The organism is Shigella sp. FC1567 (genome assembly GCF_001743015.1).
In the GTDB taxonomy this organism is placed as follows: domain Bacteria; phylum Pseudomonadota; class Gammaproteobacteria; order Enterobacterales; family Enterobacteriaceae; genus Escherichia; species Escherichia coli.
In genome coordinates this window covers 1-18,001 of the sequence record NZ_MIIV01000526.1, presented here as the reverse complement: position 1 = coordinate 18,001, position 18,001 = coordinate 1, and the positions used below count along the sequence as shown (strand labels likewise).

At 52.3% G+C, this 18,001-nt stretch carries 18 protein-coding genes, 1 pseudogene and 1 riboswitch; of the genes and pseudogenes, 15 read left to right on the top strand and 4 right to left on the bottom strand.

Going from position 1 to position 18,001, the window contains the following annotated elements; genetic code table 11:
- Positions 1–261, top strand: a 261-nt coding sequence (locus BHE85_RS24390) for an IS1 family transposase (protein ID WP_000317683.1), incomplete at its 5' end; no start/stop codon positions are given.
- 1 nt (position 262) lies between these two features.
- Entirely contained in the window at positions 263–2,524 is a 2,262-nt protein-coding gene (locus tag BHE85_RS24385) for a hydratase (protein WP_000444994.1), read from the top strand.
- A gap of 140 nt (positions 2,525–2,664) precedes the next feature.
- Here the strand turns inward: BHE85_RS24385 and BHE85_RS24380 are convergent, their stop codons facing one another.
- The 3 genes from BHE85_RS24380 to bioA form a co-directional block, all read right to left on the bottom strand.
- Positions 2,665–3,948, bottom strand: coding sequence for a putative acyl-CoA thioester hydrolase (locus tag BHE85_RS24380; RefSeq protein ID WP_001091598.1), 1,284 nt, complete (start codon positions 3,946–3,948; stop codon positions 2,665–2,667).
- Between the two features lie 151 nt (positions 3,949–4,099).
- Complete coding sequence (locus BHE85_RS24375; RefSeq protein WP_000767390.1) at positions 4,100–4,576, bottom strand: kinase inhibitor; 477 nt, start codon at positions 4,574–4,576, stop codon at positions 4,100–4,102.
- 58 nt (positions 4,577–4,634) lie between these two features.
- Complete coding sequence (bioA, locus tag BHE85_RS24370; protein ID WP_011379130.1) at positions 4,635–5,924, bottom strand: adenosylmethionine--8-amino-7-oxononanoate transaminase; 1,290 nt, start codon at positions 5,922–5,924, stop codon at positions 4,635–4,637.
- 86 nt (positions 5,925–6,010) lie between these two features.
- Between bioA and bioB the strand changes: the two genes are divergently transcribed.
- From bioB to uvrB, 5 genes are all read left to right on the top strand, one after another.
- Positions 6,011–7,051 (top strand): biotin synthase BioB, encoded by a 1,041-nt coding sequence (bioB, locus tag BHE85_RS24365; RefSeq protein WP_000951205.1) that lies wholly within the window; start codon positions 6,011–6,013, stop codon positions 7,049–7,051.
- Positions 7,048–8,202, top strand: a complete 1,155-nt coding sequence (gene bioF, locus BHE85_RS24360; protein ID WP_000118842.1) for an 8-amino-7-oxononanoate synthase — start codon at positions 7,048–7,050, stop codon at positions 8,200–8,202. The genes bioB and bioF overlap by 4 nt, the downstream gene beginning before the upstream one ends.
- Positions 8,189–8,944, top strand: a complete 756-nt coding sequence (bioC, locus tag BHE85_RS24355; RefSeq protein WP_000246800.1) for a malonyl-ACP O-methyltransferase BioC — start codon at positions 8,189–8,191, stop codon at positions 8,942–8,944. Before bioF ends, bioC begins: the two co-directional genes overlap by 14 nt.
- Positions 8,937–9,614 (top strand): dethiobiotin synthase, encoded by a 678-nt coding sequence (gene bioD, locus BHE85_RS24350; protein WP_000044868.1) that lies wholly within the window; start codon positions 8,937–8,939, stop codon positions 9,612–9,614. The genes bioC and bioD overlap by 8 nt, the downstream gene beginning before the upstream one ends.
- Positions 9,615–10,191: 577 nt before the next feature.
- Entirely contained in the window at positions 10,192–12,213 is a 2,022-nt protein-coding gene (gene uvrB / locus BHE85_RS24345) for an excinuclease ABC subunit UvrB (RefSeq protein ID WP_000042533.1), read from the top strand.
- A gap of 191 nt (positions 12,214–12,404) precedes the next feature.
- On the opposite strand, the gene yvcK is transcribed toward uvrB, so the two are convergent.
- On the bottom strand, positions 12,405–13,313 hold the full coding sequence (gene yvcK / locus BHE85_RS24340; RefSeq protein WP_001295302.1) for a uridine diphosphate-N-acetylglucosamine-binding protein YvcK: 909 nt from the start codon (positions 13,311–13,313) through the stop codon (positions 12,405–12,407).
- A gap of 264 nt (positions 13,314–13,577) precedes the next feature.
- A riboswitch (molybdenum cofactor riboswitch) is annotated at positions 13,578–13,722 on the top strand.
- Here yvcK and moaA point away from each other — a divergent pair.
- The 8 genes and pseudogenes from moaA to BHE85_RS24300 all read left to right on the top strand — a co-directional run.
- Positions 13,710–14,699 carry a GTP 3',8-cyclase MoaA gene (gene moaA, locus BHE85_RS24335; protein WP_001295301.1) on the top strand — a complete coding sequence of 330 codons (990 nt, stop codon included), beginning with the start codon at positions 13,710–13,712 and terminating at the stop codon, positions 14,697–14,699. Its footprint overlaps the riboswitch before it by 13 nt.
- 21 nt (positions 14,700–14,720) lie before the next feature.
- The gene (moaB, locus tag BHE85_RS24330) at positions 14,721–15,233 is read left to right on the top strand and encodes a molybdenum cofactor biosynthesis protein B (protein WP_000084639.1); all 513 of its coding nucleotides are present in this window, start codon (positions 14,721–14,723) and stop codon (positions 15,231–15,233) included.
- A gap of 2 nt (positions 15,234–15,235) precedes the next feature.
- Complete coding sequence (gene moaC, locus BHE85_RS24325) at positions 15,236–15,721, top strand: cyclic pyranopterin monophosphate synthase MoaC (protein WP_039064017.1); 486 nt, start codon at positions 15,236–15,238, stop codon at positions 15,719–15,721.
- Positions 15,714–15,959, top strand: a complete 246-nt coding sequence (gene moaD / locus BHE85_RS24320) for a molybdopterin synthase sulfur carrier subunit (RefSeq protein WP_000598619.1) — start codon at positions 15,714–15,716, stop codon at positions 15,957–15,959. Before moaC ends, moaD begins: the two co-directional genes overlap by 8 nt.
- Position 15,960: 1 nt before the next feature.
- Positions 15,961–16,413, top strand: a complete 453-nt coding sequence (moaE, locus tag BHE85_RS24315) for a molybdopterin synthase catalytic subunit MoaE (protein ID WP_000852281.1) — start codon at positions 15,961–15,963, stop codon at positions 16,411–16,413.
- A gap of 136 nt (positions 16,414–16,549) precedes the next feature.
- Positions 16,550–17,254 carry a Bax inhibitor-1/YccA family protein gene (locus BHE85_RS24310; RefSeq protein ID WP_000373624.1) on the top strand — a complete coding sequence of 235 codons (705 nt, stop codon included), beginning with the start codon at positions 16,550–16,552 and terminating at the stop codon, positions 17,252–17,254.
- 205 nt (positions 17,255–17,459) lie between these two features.
- Positions 17,460–17,780 (top strand): annotated as a pseudogene (locus tag BHE85_RS24305) (Bax inhibitor 1 family protein); the annotation flags it as partial.
- 56 nt (positions 17,781–17,836) lie between these two features.
- Positions 17,837–18,001: IS1 family transposase (locus BHE85_RS24300; RefSeq protein ID WP_047664789.1), on the top strand; the 165-nt coding region annotated here is incomplete at its 3' end.

Below are 18,001 nucleotides of genomic sequence, written 5' to 3'. Positions count from 1 at the left end.
ACACTGGAGCGTCTTCTGAGCCTGCTGTCGGCCTTTGAGGTCGTGGTATGGATGACGGATGGCTGGCCGCTGTATGAATCACGCCTGAAGGGAAAGCTGCACGTTATCAGCAAGCGTTACACTCAGCGCATTGAGCGACATAATCTGAATCTGAGACAACATCTGGCAAGGCTGGGACGGAAGTCACTGTCGTTCTCAAAATCGGTGGAGCTGCATGACAAGGTCATCGGGCATTATCTGAACATAAAACACTATCAGTAAGTTGGAGTCATTACCTGAAAAAGGCGTGTTTCTCGCCAGTAATAACGAAATAATTGCCGAAGAACATTTCACCGGCGAAATTAAAAAAGAAGAAGCCAAAAAAGGCACTATTGCCTGGTCTATTCTCTCTTCTCATAATACGTCCGGAAATATGGATAAACTTAAAATTAAGTTTGATTCATTAGCCTCTCACGATATTACCTTTGTTGGTATTGTACAGACCGCTAAAGCGTCCGGAATGGAACGTTTCCCGCTGCCGTATGTGCTGACCAACTGCCATAACTCACTCTGCGCAGTCGGCGGCACCATTAACGGTGATGACCATGTTTTTGGTTTATCGGCAGCTCAGCGTTATGGCGGTATTTTTGTGCCTCCGCATATTGCGATCATCCATCAATATATGCGTGAGATGATGGCAGGCGGGGGCAAAATGATCCTCGGGTCAGACAGCCACACCCGTTACGGTGCATTAGGGACAATGGCAGTCGGTGAGGGCGGCGGTGAGTTGGTAAAACAGCTGCTTAATGACACCTGGGATATCGACTATCCGGGCGTGGTTGCGGTGCATCTGACCGGAAAACCTGCGCCGTATGTGGGGCCACAGGATGTGGCGCTGGCTATCATTGGCGCGGTGTTCAAAAACGGTTACGTCAAAAACAAAGTCATGGAGTTCGTTGGACCGGGCGTTAGCGCGCTCTCTACCGATTTCCGTAACAGCGTTGACGTGATGACCACGGAAACCACCTGTTTAAGCTCCGTCTGGCAAACTGATGAAGAAGTGCATAACTGGCTGGCGCTGCACGGTCGCGGCCAGGATTACTGCCAGCTTAACCCTCAACCGATGGCGTACTACGATGGCTGCATCAGCGTTGATTTAAGCGCCATCAAACCAATGATTGCGCTGCCGTTCCACCCGAGCAACGTGTATGAAATCGACACACTGAACCAGAACCTGACCGACATTCTGCGTGAGATTGAAATTGAGTCCGAACGCGTGGCGCACGGTAAAGCCAAACTCTCGCTGCTGGATAAAGTGGAAAATGGTCGCCTGAAAGTGCAGCAGGGGATTATCGCGGGCTGTTCTGGCGGTAACTACGAAAACGTCATCGCGGCGGCGAATGCACTGCGCGGTCAATCCTGTGGCAATGACACCTTCTCGCTGGCGGTTTACCCGTCATCACAGCCGGTGTTTATGGATTTAGCCAAAAAAGGTGTGGTAGCAGATTTGATTGGCGCAGGCGCAATCATCAGAACCGCGTTCTGCGGCCCATGCTTTGGCGCGGGCGATACGCCAATCAACAACGGATTAAGTATTCGCCACACCACGCGTAACTTCCCGAACCGCGAAGGCTCTAAGCCAGCTAATGGGCAGATGTCAGCGGTGGCGTTGATGGACGCTCGTTCTATCGCTGCGACTGCGGCAAACGGTGGCTATTTAACCTCTGCCAGCGAACTTGATTGCTGGGACAACGTGCCGGAGTACGCCTTCGATGTAACGCCGTATAAAAACCGTGTTTATCAGGGCTTTGTGAAAGGGGCAACTCAGCAACCGCTGATTTACGGACCGAACATTAAAGACTGGCCGGAATTGGGTGCGCTGACTGACAATATCGTCCTGAAAGTGTGCTCGAAGATCCTCGACGAAGTGACCACCACCGACGAACTGATTCCTTCCGGTGAAACCTCTTCTTATCGTTCAAATCCGATTGGTCTGGCGGAGTTTACCCTGTCACGCCGCGATCCCGGTTATGTTGGCAGAAGTAAAGCGACTGCTGAGCTGGAAAATCAGCGTCTGGCGGGGAATGTCAGCGAGCTGACAGAGGTGTTTGCGCGCATTAAGCAGATTGCTGGTCAGGAGCATATTGATCCGCTGCAAACTGAAATTGGCAGCATGGTATATGCGGTGAAACCAGGCGATGGTTCTGCGCGTGAACAGGCGGCGAGCTGCCAGCGTGTGATTGGCGGTCTGGCGAATATTGCCGAAGAGTACGCGACTAAACGCTACCGTTCTAACGTCATCAACTGGGGGATGTTACCGCTGCAGATGGCGGAAGTGCCAACCTTTGAAGTGGGGGATTACATTTACATCCCTGGCATTAAAGCGGCGCTGGATAATCCGGGTACGACGTTTAAAGGTTATGTGATCCATGAAGATGCGCCGGTAACGGAAATTACGCTCTATATGGAAAGTCTGACTGCTGAAGAGCGCGAGATTATCAAGGCGGGTAGTTTGATTAACTTCAATAAAAACCGTCAGATGTAAAAAGCGCCATGTGAATGTAGGTCGCATTCGGCACTTATTGTCGGATGCGATGCTTGCGCATCTTATCCGACCTACAAATCGCATCGAACCGTAGGCCGGATAAGGCGTTTACGCCGCATCCGGCAAATAGTTAATTGCTCTTACTTCTTCGCCTCTGCAACCACTTTACTACCCACGCCGCGGTTATTGTATTCCCACATGCGGTTGTAGTTAGTGTCATTCAGATTGCGCTGTATTTCGTCGTTATCATCTACGCTGCCGGTATTACCCGCAAACGGACGATTAGAGATCACCGCATCGGCCCACGGTTTAGCCGTGTTAAAACCTTCGTTGATGGCGCTATCACGGATCACCACCTGACCGTTGGTATTGGCATCAACATCCAGCGAGCGGCCCAGTTGCGCCACACCATCACCGAAAGCATTGAAACGGCTGTTTACGGCGAGGAAACCGTAGTAAATGTTGGACAGCGTAGCCGGTGCAAACACATACGCTTCTTGCTGAGTACGTGAGTTCACCACGCGGAATTCGGTGTTATCGAACACCACTGCGCCGCGACCAGAAACGATATCCACATCCCCTTCAATGTAGCTGTTGGTCACCAGCGTACGCGGCTGACGATTCGTTTCCAGACGGTTCTGCACACCGCTGTTGGTGACAAAGAAGGTGTTCTGACGACCGAGAATGTTAACGTTGTTAATCTGTACCTGGTCACCATCAGTACGCAGTGCCACCGCCGGATGGTTACCTGCATCTACGCTATCGCCCAGCGTGTTTTCGATGGTCAGGTTTTGCAGTTGCAGGCCATTGTTTTGTGACCAGAAGACCGCAGAGCAGAGAACACCGATACTGTCGCTGCGTTTGCTCTGGCAGCTATCGTACATATACCACGCTGGTTTACCTGGCATATATTTGCCGCGCGGGTTGACGTCGTGACGCCAGTCGGCAGGGCTCATGCCCCCATCAAGGGAAAGCCCAATCTTCACATCAATCGGTTTTTCACCTGTACCGTACAGAGTAATTCCACCCGGAGCAGCAGGGACATACACCGTTCCCTGATACTCACCAGGCATCACGGCAATATACTGGCGCTTGTTGGTACGCTTGATAATTGCCGCATCTACCGCCGCCTGAATCGTGGTATGCGTTACACCTTGAGTGCCCGCCGGGCCGACAACAAAGTCAGGTTGCGCAGGCAGGGTAATCGGGGAAGGATTCCACGCTGCAGCACCTGGTGTCAGGGATGCAAAATAGTGTTGAGCATCGAAATTCTGCGCTTCTTTTGCCGACAGAATCGGGCGAGAAGAGGTACCAGGCGCAGTTTGATCAGAAGGACGTTGATCGGGTGGTGTTGAGCTACAGGCGGTCAGCGTCACGCTAAAAGCCAATGCCAGCGCCAGACGGGAAACTGAAAATGTGTTCACAGGTTGCTCCGGGCTATGAAATAGAAAAATGAATCCGTTGAAGCCTGCTTTTTTATACTAACTTGAGCGAAACGGGAAGGTAAAAAGACAAAAAGTTGTTTTTAATACCTTTAAGTGATACCAGATAGCATTGCGCCATCTGGCAGAGTGATTAACTAAACATCGCGGTAATCGATGCGCTTGCCAGAGAGTGGAAATGAACGTTAAACCCGACCATCGCGCCGCTGGCTCCTTCATCGACATCAATATGCTCTACATCCAGCGCGTGAACGGTAAAAATGTAGCGATGGGTTTCGCCTTTCGGCGGCGCTGCGCCATCGTATCCGGTTTTACCAAAATCGGTACGCGTCTGCAAAACGCCGTCTGGCATTGCTACCAGACCAGAGCCAAACCCTTGCGGTAATACGCGGGTATCAGCGGGTAAATTAACAACTACCCAGTGCCACCAGCCGGAGCCGGTTGGCGCATCCGGGTCGTAGCAGGTGACAACAAAACTTTTCGTTCCCGCAGGAACATCATCCCACGCCAGATGCGGTGAAATATTATCGCCATCGTAACCCATGCCGTTAAAGACATGACGATGCGGCAGCTTATCGCCATCGCGCAGATCATTACTGATGAGTTTCATGAACCCTCCTTTCTAGTTTGCAGAAAGTGTAGCCAGAAACCCACACGCTGACTTCCCGTTATTGGCAAAAAAATGTTTCATCCTGCACCGCACGGTTAACCGCTGCGGTCAGACGCTGCAACTGTTGCGGGAGAATAATATAGGGCGGCATCAGGTAAATCAGTTTGCCAAAAGGCCGGATCCATACCCCCTGTTCGACAAAGAATTTTTGCAGCGCCGCCATATTCACCGGACGAGTTGTTTCGACTACGCCGATTGCCCCCAGCACGCGCACATCGGCAACCATTTCGGCATCACGGGCGGGGGCAAGTTGCTCGCGCAGCTGTACTTCAATAGCCGCCACCTGTTGCTGCCAGTCGCCAGATTCGAGAATCGCCAGGCTGGCGTTTGCAGCCGCGCAGGCCAGCGGATTGCCCATAAAAGTTGGCCCGTGCATAAAGCAGCCGGCTTCGCCGTTACTGATGGTTTCTGCAACCTCGCGCGTGGTGAGTGTGGCGGAAAGGGTCATTGTGCCGCCGGTTAAGGCTTTACCGAGGCACAAAATGTCCGGCGCGATTTCTGCATATTCACAGGCAAACAGTTTGCCGGTACGACCAAATCCGGTGGCGATCTCGTCGGCAATCAGCAAGATACCTTCGCGATCGCACATTTTGCGGATTCGTTTTAACCATTCCGGATGGTACATGCGCATCCCGCCTGCGCCCTGGACAATCGGTTCAATGATCACCGCCGCGATTTCATGACGATGCGCCGCCATCAGGCGGGCAAAGCCAACCATATCGCGTTCATCCCATTCACCATCCATGCGGCTTTGCGGGGCGGGAGCAAACAGGTTTTCTGGCAGATAGCCTTTCCACAGGTTGTGCATTGAGTTGTCCGGATCGCACACCGACATCGCGCCAAAGGTATCGCCATGATAACCATTGCGGAAGGTCAGAAAACGCTGGCGCACTTCGCCTTTGGCTTGCCAGTACTGCAACGCCATTTTCATCGCCACTTCCACCGCTACGGAACCGGAGTCCGCGAGAAAAACGCATTCCAGTGGTTGCGGCGTCATCGCCACCAGTTTGCGGCACAGCTCAATGGCTGGCGCATGGGTGATACCGCCAAACATCACATGCGACATGGCATCAATTTGCGACTTCATCGCCGCATTAAGCTGCGGGTGATTGTAGCCGTGGATCGCCGCCCACCAGGACGACATACCGTCAATCAGGCGTCTGCCGTCAGACAAAATCAGCTCGCAACCTTCGGCGCTCACCACCGGATAAACCGGCAGCGGGGAGGTCATGGATGTGTATGGGTGCCAGATATGGCGTTGGTCAAAGGCAAGATCGTCCTTTGTCATAATCGACTTGTAAACCAAATTGAAAAGATTTAGGTTTACAAGTCTACACCGAATTAACAACAAAAAACACGTTTTGGAGAAGCCCCATGGCTCACCGCCCACGCTGGACATTGTCGCAAGTCGCAGAATTATTTGAAAAACCGTTGCTGGATCTGCTGTTTGAAGCGCAGCAGGTGCATCGCCAGCATTTCGATCCTCGTCAGGTGCAGGTCAGCACGTTGCTGTCGATTAAAACCGGTGCTTGCCCGGAAGATTGCAAATATTGCCCGCAAAGCTCGCGCTATAAAACCGGTCTGGAAGCCGAGCGGTTGATGGAAGTTGAACAGGTGCTGGAGTCGGCGCGCAAAGCGAAAGCGGCGGGATCGACGCGTTTTTGCATGGGCGCGGCGTGGAAGAATCCCAACGAACGCGATATGCCGTACCTGGAGCAGATGGTGCAGGGGGTAAAAGATTTAGGGCTGGAGGCGTGTATGACGCTGGGCACGTTGAGTGAATCTCAGGCGCAGCGCCTCGCGAACGCCGGGCTGGATTACTACAACCACAACCTCGACACCTCGCCGGAGTTTTACGGCAATATCATCACCACCCGCACTTATCAGGAACGCCTCGATACGCTGGAAAAAGTGCGCGATGCCGGGATCAAAGTCTGTTCTGGCGGCATTGTGGGCTTAGGCGAAACGGTAAAAGATCGCGCCGGATTATTGCTGCAACTGGCAAACCTGCCGACGCCGCCGGAAAGCGTGCCAATCAACATGCTGGTGAAGGTGAAAGGCACGCCGCTTGCCGATAACGATGACGTTGATGCCTTTGATTTTATTCGCACCATTGCGGTCGCGCGGATCATGATGCCGACCTCTTACGTGCGCCTTTCTGCCGGACGCGAGCAGATGAACGAACAGACTCAGGCGATGTGCTTTATGGCAGGCGCAAACTCGATTTTCTACGGTTGCAAACTGCTGACCACGCCGAATCCGGAAGAAGATAAAGACCTGCAACTGTTCCGCAAACTGGGGCTAAATCCGCAGCAAACTGCCGTGCTGGCAGGGGATAACGAACAACAGCAACGTCTTGAACAGGCGCTGATGACCCCGGATACTGACGAATATTACAACGCGGCAGCACTATGAGCTGGCAGGAGAAAATCAACGCGGCGCTCGATGCGCGGCGTGCTGCCGATGCCCTGCGTCGCCGTTATCCAGTGGCGCAAGGAGCCGGACGCTGGCTGGTGGCGGATGATCGCCAGTATCTGAACTTTTCCAGTAACGATTATTTAGGTTTAAGCCATCATCCGCAAATTATCCGTGCCTGGCAGCAGGGTGCGGAGCAATTTGGCGTCGGTAGCGGCGGTTCCGGTCACGTCAGCGGTTATAGCGTTGCGCATCAGGCGCTGGAAGAAGAACTGGCCGAGTGGCTGGGCTATTCGCGGGCACTGCTATTTATCTCTGGTTTTGCCGCTAATCAGGCGGTCATTGCCGCGATGATGGCAAAAGAGGACCGCATTGTCGCTGACCGGCTTAGCCATGCCTCATTGCTGGAGGCTGCCAGTTTAAGCCCGTCGCAGCTTCGCCGTTTTGTTCATAACGATGTCACTCATCTGGCGCGACTGCTTGCTTCCCCCTGTCCGGGGCAGCAACTGGTGGTGACAGAAGGCGTGTTCAGCATGGACGGCGATAGTGCGCCACTGGCGGAAATCCAGCAGGTAACGCAACAGCACAATGGCTGGTTGATGGTCGATGATGCCCACGGCACGGGCGTTATCGGGGAGCAGGGGCGCGGCAGCTGCTGGCTGCAAAAGGTAAAACCAGAATTGCTGGTGGTGACTTTTGGCAAAGGATTTGGCGTCAGCGGGGCAGCGGTGCTTTGCTCCAGTACGGTGGCGGATTATCTGCTGCAATTCGCCCGCCACCTTATCTACAACACCAGTATGCCGCCCGCTCAGGCGCAGGCATTACGTGCGTCGCTGGCGGTCATTCGCCGTGATGAGGGGGATGCACGGCGCGAAAAACTGGTGTCACTCATTGCGCGTTTTCGTGCCGGAGTACAGGATTTGCCGTTTACGCTTGCTGATTCATGCAGCGCCATCCAGCCATTGATCGTCGGTGATAACAGCCGTGCGTTACAACTGGCAGAAAAACTGCGCCAGCAAGGCTGCTGGGTCACGGCGATTCGCCCGCCAACCGTACCCGCTGGTACTGCGCGACTGCGCTTAACGCTAACCGCAGCGCATGAAATGCAGGATATCGACCGTCTGCTGGAGGTGCTGCATGGCAACGGTTAATAAACAAGCCATTGCAGCGGCATTTGGTCGGGCAGCCGCGCACTATGAGCAACACGCAGAGTTACAGCGCCGGAGTGCTGACGTCTTACTGGCAATGCTCCCACAGCGTAAATACACCCACGTACTGGACGCGGGGTGTGGGCCAGGCTGGATGAGCCGCCACTGGCGAGAGCGTCACGCACAGGTGACGGCGTTAGATCTCTCACCGCCAATGCTTGTGCAAGCCCGCCAGAAAGATGCTGCAGACCATTATCTGGCGGGAGATATCGAATCCCTGCCGTTAGCGACTGCGACGTTCGATCTTGCATGGAGCAATCTCGCGGTGCAGTGGTGCGGTAATTTATCCACGGCACTCCGCGAGCTGTATCGGGTGGTGCGCCCCGGAGGCGTGGTGGCGTTTACCACGCTGGTGCAGGGATCGTTACCCGAACTGCATCAGGCGTGGCAGGCGGTGGACGAGCGTCCGCATGCTAATCGCTTTTTACCGCCAGATGAAATCGAACAGTCGCTGAACGGCGTGCATTATCAACATCATATTCAGCCCATCACACTATGGTTTGATGATGCGCTCAGTGCCATGCGTTCGCTGAAAGGCATCGGTGCTACGCATCTTCATGAAGGGCGCGACCCGCGAATATTAACGCGTTCGCAATTGCAGCGATTGCAACTGGCCTGGCCGCAACAACAGGGGCGATATCCTCTGACGTATCATCTTTTTTTGGGAGTGATTGCTCGTGAGTAAACGTTATTTTGTCACCGGAACGGATACCGAAGTGGGGAAAACCGTCGCCAGTTGTGCACTTTTACAAGCCGCGAAGGCAGTAGGTTATCGGACGGCAGGTTATAAACCGGTCGCCTCTGGCAGCGAAAAGACCCCGGAAGGCTTACGTAATAGTGACGCGCTGGCGTTACAGCACAACAGCAGCCTGCAGCTGGATTACGCAACAGTAAATCCTTACACCTTCGCAGAACCCACTTCGCCGCACATCATCAGCGCGCAAGAGGGCAGGCCGATAGAATCATTGGTAATGAGCGCCGGATTACGCGCGCTTGAACAACAGGCTGACTGGGTGTTAGTGGAAGGTGCTGGCGGCTGGTTTACGCCGCTTTCTGACACTTTCACTTTTGCAGATTGGGTAACACAGGAACAACTGCCGGTGATACTGGTAGTTGGTGTGAAACTCGGCTGTATTAATCACGCGATGTTGACTGCGCAGGCAATACAACACGCCGGACTGACTCTGGCGGGTTGGGTGGCGAACGATGTTACGCCTCCGGGAAAACGTCACGCTGAATATATGACCACGCTCACCCGCATGATTCCCGCGCCGCTGCTGGGAGAGATCCCCTGGCTTGCAGAAAATCCAGAAAATGCGGCAACCGGAAAGTACATAAACCTTGCCTTGTTGTAGCCATTCTGTATTTGTTAAATTGCGAGCGAGATCGCGTCTTCGATTGACTGCAATTTAACCAATTAAATTCTAAAATAATCACGAAAAAAATTTTACTTCCGCCTCATGCGGCGAATGTGGGAATTGCCCAGGCGGCGGGGGATAGGGGCTGGAGACAGTTATCCACTATTCCTGTGGATAACCATGTGTATTAGAGTTAGAAAACACGAGGCAAGCGAGAGAATACGCGGCTTGCACGCGAATTGGCGTTAAAGACGGCTCAAAGAAATATCTTTTATTTTTTAACTGGTTAGATAAATGCAATGGCAGTCACTGAACAGGCATCTCTTGCCATAAAACTGTCATCACTCATCTTGACAAATGTTAAAAAAGCCGTTGCTTTGGGGATAACCCGGTAAGGCCGGAGTTTTATCTCGCCACAGAGTAAATTTTGCTCATGATTGACAGCGGAGTTTACGCTGTATCAGAAATATTATGGTGATGAACTGTTTTTTTATCCAGTATAATTTGTTGGCATAATTAAGTACGACGAGTAAAATTACATACCTGCCCGCCCAACTCCTTCAGGTAGCGACTCATGAGTAAACCGTTCAAACTGAATTCCGCTTTTAAACCTTCTGGCGATCAGCCAGAGGCGATTCGACGTCTCGAAGAGGGGCTGGAAGATGGCCTGGCGCACCAGACGTTACTTGGCGTGACTGGCTCAGGGAAAACCTTCACCATTGCCAATGTCATTGCTGACCTTCAGCGCCCAACCATGGTACTTGCGCCCAACAAAACGCTGGCGGCCCAGCTGTATGGCGAAATGAAAGAGTTCTTCCCGGAAAACGCGGTGGAGTATTTCGTCTCCTACTACGACTACTATCAGCCGGAAGCCTATGTACCGAGTTCCGACACTTTCATTGAGAAAGATGCCTCGGTTAACGAACATATTGAGCAGATGCGTTTATCCGCCACCAAAGCGATGCTGGAGCGGCGTGATGTGGTTGTAGTGGCCTCTGTTTCCGCGATTTATGGTCTGGGCGATCCTGATTTATATCTCAAGATGATGCTCCATCTCACGGTCGGTATGATTATCGATCAGCGCGCGATTCTGCGCCGACTGGCGGAGCTGCAATACGCTCGTAATGATCAAGCATTCCAGCGTGGTACTTTCCGCGTTCGTGGCGAGGTGATTGATATCTTCCCGGCAGAATCGGATGACATTGCACTTCGCGTGGAACTGTTTGACGAGGAAGTGGAACGATTGTCGTTATTTGACCCGCTGACCGGGCAGATTGTTTCCACTATTCCACGTTTTACCATCTACCCGAAAACGCACTACGTCACACCGCGCGAGCGCATCGTACAGGCGATGGAGGAGATCAAAGAAGAACTGGCCGCCAGACGCAAAGTGCTGTTGGAAAACAACAAACTGCTGGAAGAGCAGCGGCTGACCCAGCGTACCCAGTTTGATCTGGAGATGATGAACGAGCTGGGCTACTGTTCGGGGATTGAAAACTACTCGCGCTTCCTCTCCGGTCGTGGACCGGGTGAGCCACCGCCGACGCTGTTTGATTACCTGCCTGCCGATGGGCTGCTGGTCGTCGATGAATCTCACGTCACCATTCCACAAATTGGCGGCATGTATCGCGGTGACCGGGCGCGTAAAGAGACACTGGTGGAGTACGGCTTCCGCCTGCCATCAGCGCTGGATAACCGTCCGCTTAAGTTTGAAGAGTTCGAAGCATTAGCGCCGCAAACCATCTATGTTTCGGCGACGCCGGGTAATTACGAGCTGGAAAAATCCGGCGGCGATGTGGTGGATCAGGTGGTGCGTCCAACCGGATTGCTTGACCCGATTATCGAAGTGCGGCCGGTGGCGACACAGGTTGATGATCTTCTTTCGGAGATTCGTCAGCGAGCGGCAATTAACGAACGCGTACTGGTCACCACACTGACCAAGCGGATGGCGGAAGATCTTACCGAATATCTCGAAGAACATGGCGAGCGCGTGCGTTATCTTCACTCAGATATCGACACCGTCGAACGTATGGAGATTATCCGCGACTTGCGTCTGGGTGAGTTCGACGTGCTGGTAGGGATCAACTTACTGCGCGAAGGTCTGGATATGCCGGAAGTGTCGCTGGTGGCGATCCTCGACGCTGACAAAGAAGGCTTCCTGCGTTCCGAACGTTCGTTGATCCAGACCATTGGTCGTGCGGCACGTAACGTTAACGGTAAAGCGATTCTCTACGGCGATAAGATCACCCCATCAATGGCGAAAGCGATTGGCGAAACCGAACGTCGCCGTGAGAAACAGCAGAAGTACAACGAGGAACACGGCATTACGCCGCAAGGCTTGAACAAGAAAGTGGTCGATATCCTGGCGCTGGGGCAGAACATTGCCAAAACCAAAGCGAAGGGCAGAGGAAAATCGCGCCCGATTGTTGAGCCGGATAATGTGCCGATGGATATGTCGCCGAAAGCGTTGCAGCAGAAAATCCATGAACTGGAAGGGCTGATGATGCAACACGCGCAGAATCTGGAGTTCGAAGAAGCGGCACAAATTCGTGACCAGTTGCATCAGTTGCGTGAGTTGTTTATTGCCGCATCGTAACAGGATAGCGAAGAAGACTGATGACAAACGGAAAACAGCCTGATGCGCTACGCTTATCAGGCCTACATTTTCTCCGCAATATATTGAATTTGCGCGGTTTGTAGGCCGGATAAGGCGTTCACGCCGCATCCGGCATAAACAACGCGCACTTTGTCTTCAATAGGAAGCCGGAATTTTCCTTCGGATTTCCGTTAACCTAAAGCCTGTAACGCCTTTTCCAGCGCGTTATGTAACAACTGGCGGTCATGACGATACGGAATATCGCTGGCCTCCAGTACCTCCTGGATCACAATCCGCTCTTTCACCGCCGAGACATCCACTTTTGGCCCGACGATGACCGCATCAATGACTTTTTTACCAACATACTGCTCCATAATTGCCAGCTTGCTTTCCAGCTTCAAATTAGCCGCAGGTAAACTCAACTCACGCCCCAGATTGCCGATATAAACCATCGGCGCTGGCGTGCGGCGTAATGCCTGGGCGATTTCCTTCAGCAGCAGAATTGGCATCAGGCTGGTATAAAAACTGCCAGGCCCAATAATGATGAGATCCGCTTCATTGATAGCGTGAACTGCCTCACGCGTTGCGGGTACATTCGGCGTTAATAATAACTCTTGAATCGGCGTAGTTAACTGGTCGATATTGACCTCGCCGTAAACTTCATGCCCCTGATCGTCAATCGCCATCAGATCGACGGGATGCTCTGACATTGGAATCAAATGCGTATCCACTTTCAGCAGATTACGAATTAAATTGATGGCTTCCAGAGGCCGCACGCTAAGGTGATCCAGCGCCTTTAACATCAAGTTTCCAAGGTTGTGCCCGGAAAGTTCGCCATTGCCGCCAAAACGGTATTCAAACATCGCGGAGGCGACGCTCGGTTCCGTTATCAGTTGGTTGAGGCAGTTGCGCATATCGCCCCAGGCAATGCCGCCTTCTGAACGGCGAATACGCCCCGTCGAGCCACCATTATCCGTGGTGGTGACGATACCCGTTAAACGAGAACCCAAAGACGAAAGTGATGAGAGAACGCGTCCCAGTCCATGCCCTCCGCCGAGAGCAACGACACGATCAAGATCAGCCAGCGTACGATTGCGCATATAGTTTCCTGGAGTCAGATTATCCGCGCTACAGTAGCGCAAATTGCGGGGAAACAGCAATTAACCTGCCAATATTGAGGATACAAACTATTTTCTTCTACCTCTAAAGGACGATGCACGCTATGCCTCCCTGATGATGTATATCAAAGTAAAACTGCCATTTTCCCTTATTCTGTAGCGAAATAGCACGATCATGACGCTATATACATGATTGCATAGCGAAAGTGTGGATGGTAAAAATCTCATTTACACGCTAGTATCGGCTTAACCACTAAACACTCTAGCCTCTGCACCTGGGTCAACTGATACGGTGCTTTGGCCGTGACAATGCTCGTAAAGATTGCCACCAGGGCGAAGGAAGAAATGACTTCGCCTCCCGTATCTGGAAAGGTGTACATGGCTTCACAACTGACTGATGCATTTGCGCGTAAGTTTTACTACTTGCGCCTGTCGATTACCGATGTGTGTAACTTTCGTTGCACCTACTGCCTGCCGGATGGCTACAAACCGAGCGGCGTCACCAATAAAGGCTTTCTTACCGTCGATGAAATTCGCCGGGTTACGCGCGCCTTCGCCAGTCTGGGCACCGAAAAAGTGCGCCTGACAGGAGGTGAGCCGTCTTTACGCCGCGACTTTACCGATATCATCGCCGCTGTGCGGGAAAACGACGCTATCCGCCAGATTGCGGTCACCACCAATGGTTACCGTCTGGAACGCGATGTGGCGAACTGGCGCGATGCGGGACTTACTGGCATTAACGTCAGTGTCGACAGTCTGGACGCCCGCCAGTTTCACGCTATTACCGGGCAGGATAAATTCAACCAGGTCATGGCAGGGATTGATGCTGCATTTGAGGCCGGTTTTGAGAAGGTCAAAGTCAATACCGTGCTGATGCGTGATGTTAATCATCACCAGCTCGACACCTTTCTGAACTGGATCCAGCATCGCCCTATCCAGCTGCGTTTCATCGAACTGATGGAAACGGGCGAGGGCAGCGAGCTCTTCCGTAAGCATCACATCTCTGGTCAGGTTCTGCGTGACGAGCTACTGCGTCGCGGCTGGATCCACCAATTACGTCAACGCAGCGACGGTCCCGCGCAAGTCTTTTGCCATCCAGATTACGCCGGAGAGATTGGCCTTATCATGCCGTATGAAAAAGACTTCTGCGCCACTTGCAACCGCCTGCGCGTTTCCTCCATTGGTAAACTCCATCTCTGCCTGTTTGGTGAAGGCGGCGTTAACCTGCGCGATCTGCTGGAAGACGATACCCAGCAACAGGCGCTGGAAGCGCGTATTTCAGCGGCGCTGCGGGAGAAGAAACAGACCCATTTCCTGCATCAAAACAACACCGGTATTACGCAAAACTTATCGTACATTGGCGGCTAAAACGTCAAAAGGAGAGATCAGATGAGTCAGGTAAGCACTGAATTTATCCCGACCCGTATTGCTATTCTTACGGTTTCTAATCGTCGCGGTGAAGAAGACGATACCTCCGGTCACTATCTGCGCGATTCGGCGCAAGAAGCGGGCCATCACGTTGTCGATAAAGCCATTGTGAAAGAAAACCGCTACGCTATTCGCGCTCAGGTATCTGCGTGGATCGCCAGCGACGATGTACAAGTGGTATTGATTACGGGTGGTACTGGCCTGACGGAAGGTGATCAGGCTCCCGAAGCATTGCTGCCGTTGTTCGACCGTGAAGTTGAAGGTTTTGGTGAAGTGTTCCGGATGTTGTCGTTTGAAGAGATTGGCACTTCCACGTTGCAATCTCGTGCGGTTGCGGGCGTCGCCAACAAAACGCTGATTTTCGCCATGCCGGGTTCGACCAAAGCGTGCCGTACCGCATGGGAAAATATCATCGCGCCGCAGCTGGATGCCCGTACGCGTCCGTGTAATTTCCATCCACATTTGAAGAAATAAGTATGTCGCAACTGACCCATATCAACGCCGCTGGCGAAGCGCACATGGTGGATGTCTCCGCCAAAGCGGAAACCGTGCGTGAAGCGCGGGCGGAAGCCTTTGTCACCATGCGCAGCGAGACGCTGGCGATGATTATTGATGGTCGCCACCACAAAGGCGACGTATTTGCCACTGCGCGTATTACCGGTATTCAGGCGGCAAAACGCACCTGGGATCTGATCCCGCTCTGTCATCCGCTGATGCTCAGCAAAGTTGAAGTCAATTTACAGGCCGAGCCGGAGCACAATCGGGTGCGTATAGAAACCTTATGCCGCCTGACCGGGAAAACCGGTGTCGAAATGGAAGCATTAACCGCGGCCTCCGTGGCGGCGCTGACCATTTATGACATGTGCAAAGCGGTGCAAAAAGATATGGTGATTGGTCCGGTACGTTTGCTGGCGAAGAGCGGCGGCAAGTCGGGTGACTTTAAGGTGGAAGCGGATGATTAAAGTTCTTTTTTTCGCGCAGGTGCGCGAGTTGGTGGGAACAGATGCAACCGAAGTGGCTGCGGATTTCCCAACTGTTGAAGCGTTACGCCAGCACATGGCTGCGCAGAGCGATCGCTGGGCGCTGGCGCTGGAAGATGGCAAATTACTGGCTGCCGTCAACCAGACGCTGGTGAGTTTTGACCATCCGCTGACTGACGGCGACGAAGTAGCTTTCTTCCCGCCGGTAACCGGAGGTTAAGATGGCAGAAACCAAAATTGTTGTTGGTCCGCAGCCGTTCAGCGTAGGAGAAGAGTACCCGTGGCTGGCGGAGCGTGACGAAGACGGTGCGGTAGTCACCTTTACTGGTAAGGTGCGCAACCATAACCTGGGCGACAGCGTCAAAGCATTAACCCTCGAACACTATCCGGGAATGACTGAAAAAGCACTGGCAGAAATTGTTGATGAAGCGCGTAACCGCTGGCCGCTGGGGCGCGTCACTGTGATTCACCGCATCGGGGAATTATGGCCGGGCGATGAAATCGTTTTTGCCGGTGTCACCAGTGCGCATCGCAGCAGTGCGTTTGAAGCCGGGCAGTTTATTATGGATTATCTCAAAACCCGCGCACCGTTCTGGAAGCGCGAAGCCACGCCGGAAGGCGACCGCTGGGTTGAAGCTCGGGAGAGCGATCAGCAGGCGGCAAAACGCTGGTAGTTTTTTGTTAGCCGGATAAGGCACCGCTGCGTCCGGCAATTTCACCGCTCAGTACATGCGTTTACGCTGCGTCGATGCACAGCCTCATCATTTTGCAGTATCCTTAAGATATTCCTTATATCTTCAGGAGATCGTCATGGACAGATTCCCACGTTCTGATTCAATCGTACAACCCCGGGCTGGCTTGCAAACTTATATGGCGCAAGTCTATGGCTGGATGACCGTTGGCTTGTTGCTGACCGCATTTGTTGCCTGGTATGCGGCTAATTCCGCGGCCGTGATGGAGCTGTTGTTCACTAACCGTGTCTTTTTAATCGGTCTGATCATCGCGCAATTAGCATTGGTTATTGTGTTATCAGCGATGATTCAAAAGCTGAGCGCAGGTGTAACGACGATGCTCTTTATGCTTTATTCGGCGCTGACGGGTCTTACGCTTTCCAGTATATTCATTGTCTATACCGCTGCTTCTATCGCCAGTACTTTCGTCGTTACTGCCGGGATGTTCGGCGCAATGAGCCTGTACGGTTACACCACGAAGCGCGATTTAAGTGGCTTTGGCAATATGCTGTTTATGGCGTTAATCGGCATTGTGCTGGCATCGCTGGTCAACTTCTGGCTGAAAAGCGAAGCATTGATGTGGGCAGTTACCTACATCGGCGTGATTGTCTTTGTCGGATTGACGGCGTATGACACTCAGAAATTGAAAAATATGGGTGAGCAGATTGATACCCGCGACACGTCGAACCTGCGCAAATATTCCATTCTTGGCGCGTTAACCTTGTATCTGGACTTCATCAACCTGTTCCTGATGTTGCTGCGAATTTTTGGCAACCGCCGTTAATTCTTTTTCACCATCAATATCCCGGCCATGTGTCGGGATTTCTTTTCTTACTAAAAACGACACTTAACAAGTACCAGGTATAAAATACGCCTTATGGCCGAGCGGAAGCGTTTTCCGTATCCATAAATACAAAAGTATTTTGTATGCGTGGGTTTAAATTTATTGATGGTGAATATTAATATTTTTTCTAAGGACAACTAAAAGAATGGAATCATACTCACAAAACAGCAATAAATTAGATTTTCAGCACGAGACCAGGATATTAAACGGTATATGGCTCATTACCGCTTTAGGTTTGGTGGCAACCGCAGGACTGGCCTGGGGAGCTAAGTATCTCGAAATTACGGCAACCAAATATGATTCACCAACAATGTATGTCGCCATAGGGTTATTATTAGTTTGTATGTATGGCTTAAGTAAGGATATCAACAAGATAAATGCCGTCATCGCAGGCGTAATATATCTGTTTTTACTCTCTTTGGTGGCGATTGTCGTTGCAAGTTTAGTTCCTGTATATGCCATTATCAGGTAATGTTGCCAACTTACTGATTTAGTGTATGATGGTGATTTTAAGGTGCTTGCGTGGCTTCCATTTCCATCAGATGTCCTTCCTGCTCCGCTACTGAAGGCGTGGTGCGTAACGGCAAAAGCACTGCCGGACATCAGCGCTATCTCTGCTCTCATTGCCGTAAAACATGGCAACTACAGTTCACTTACACCGCCTCTCAGCCCGGTACGCACCAGAAA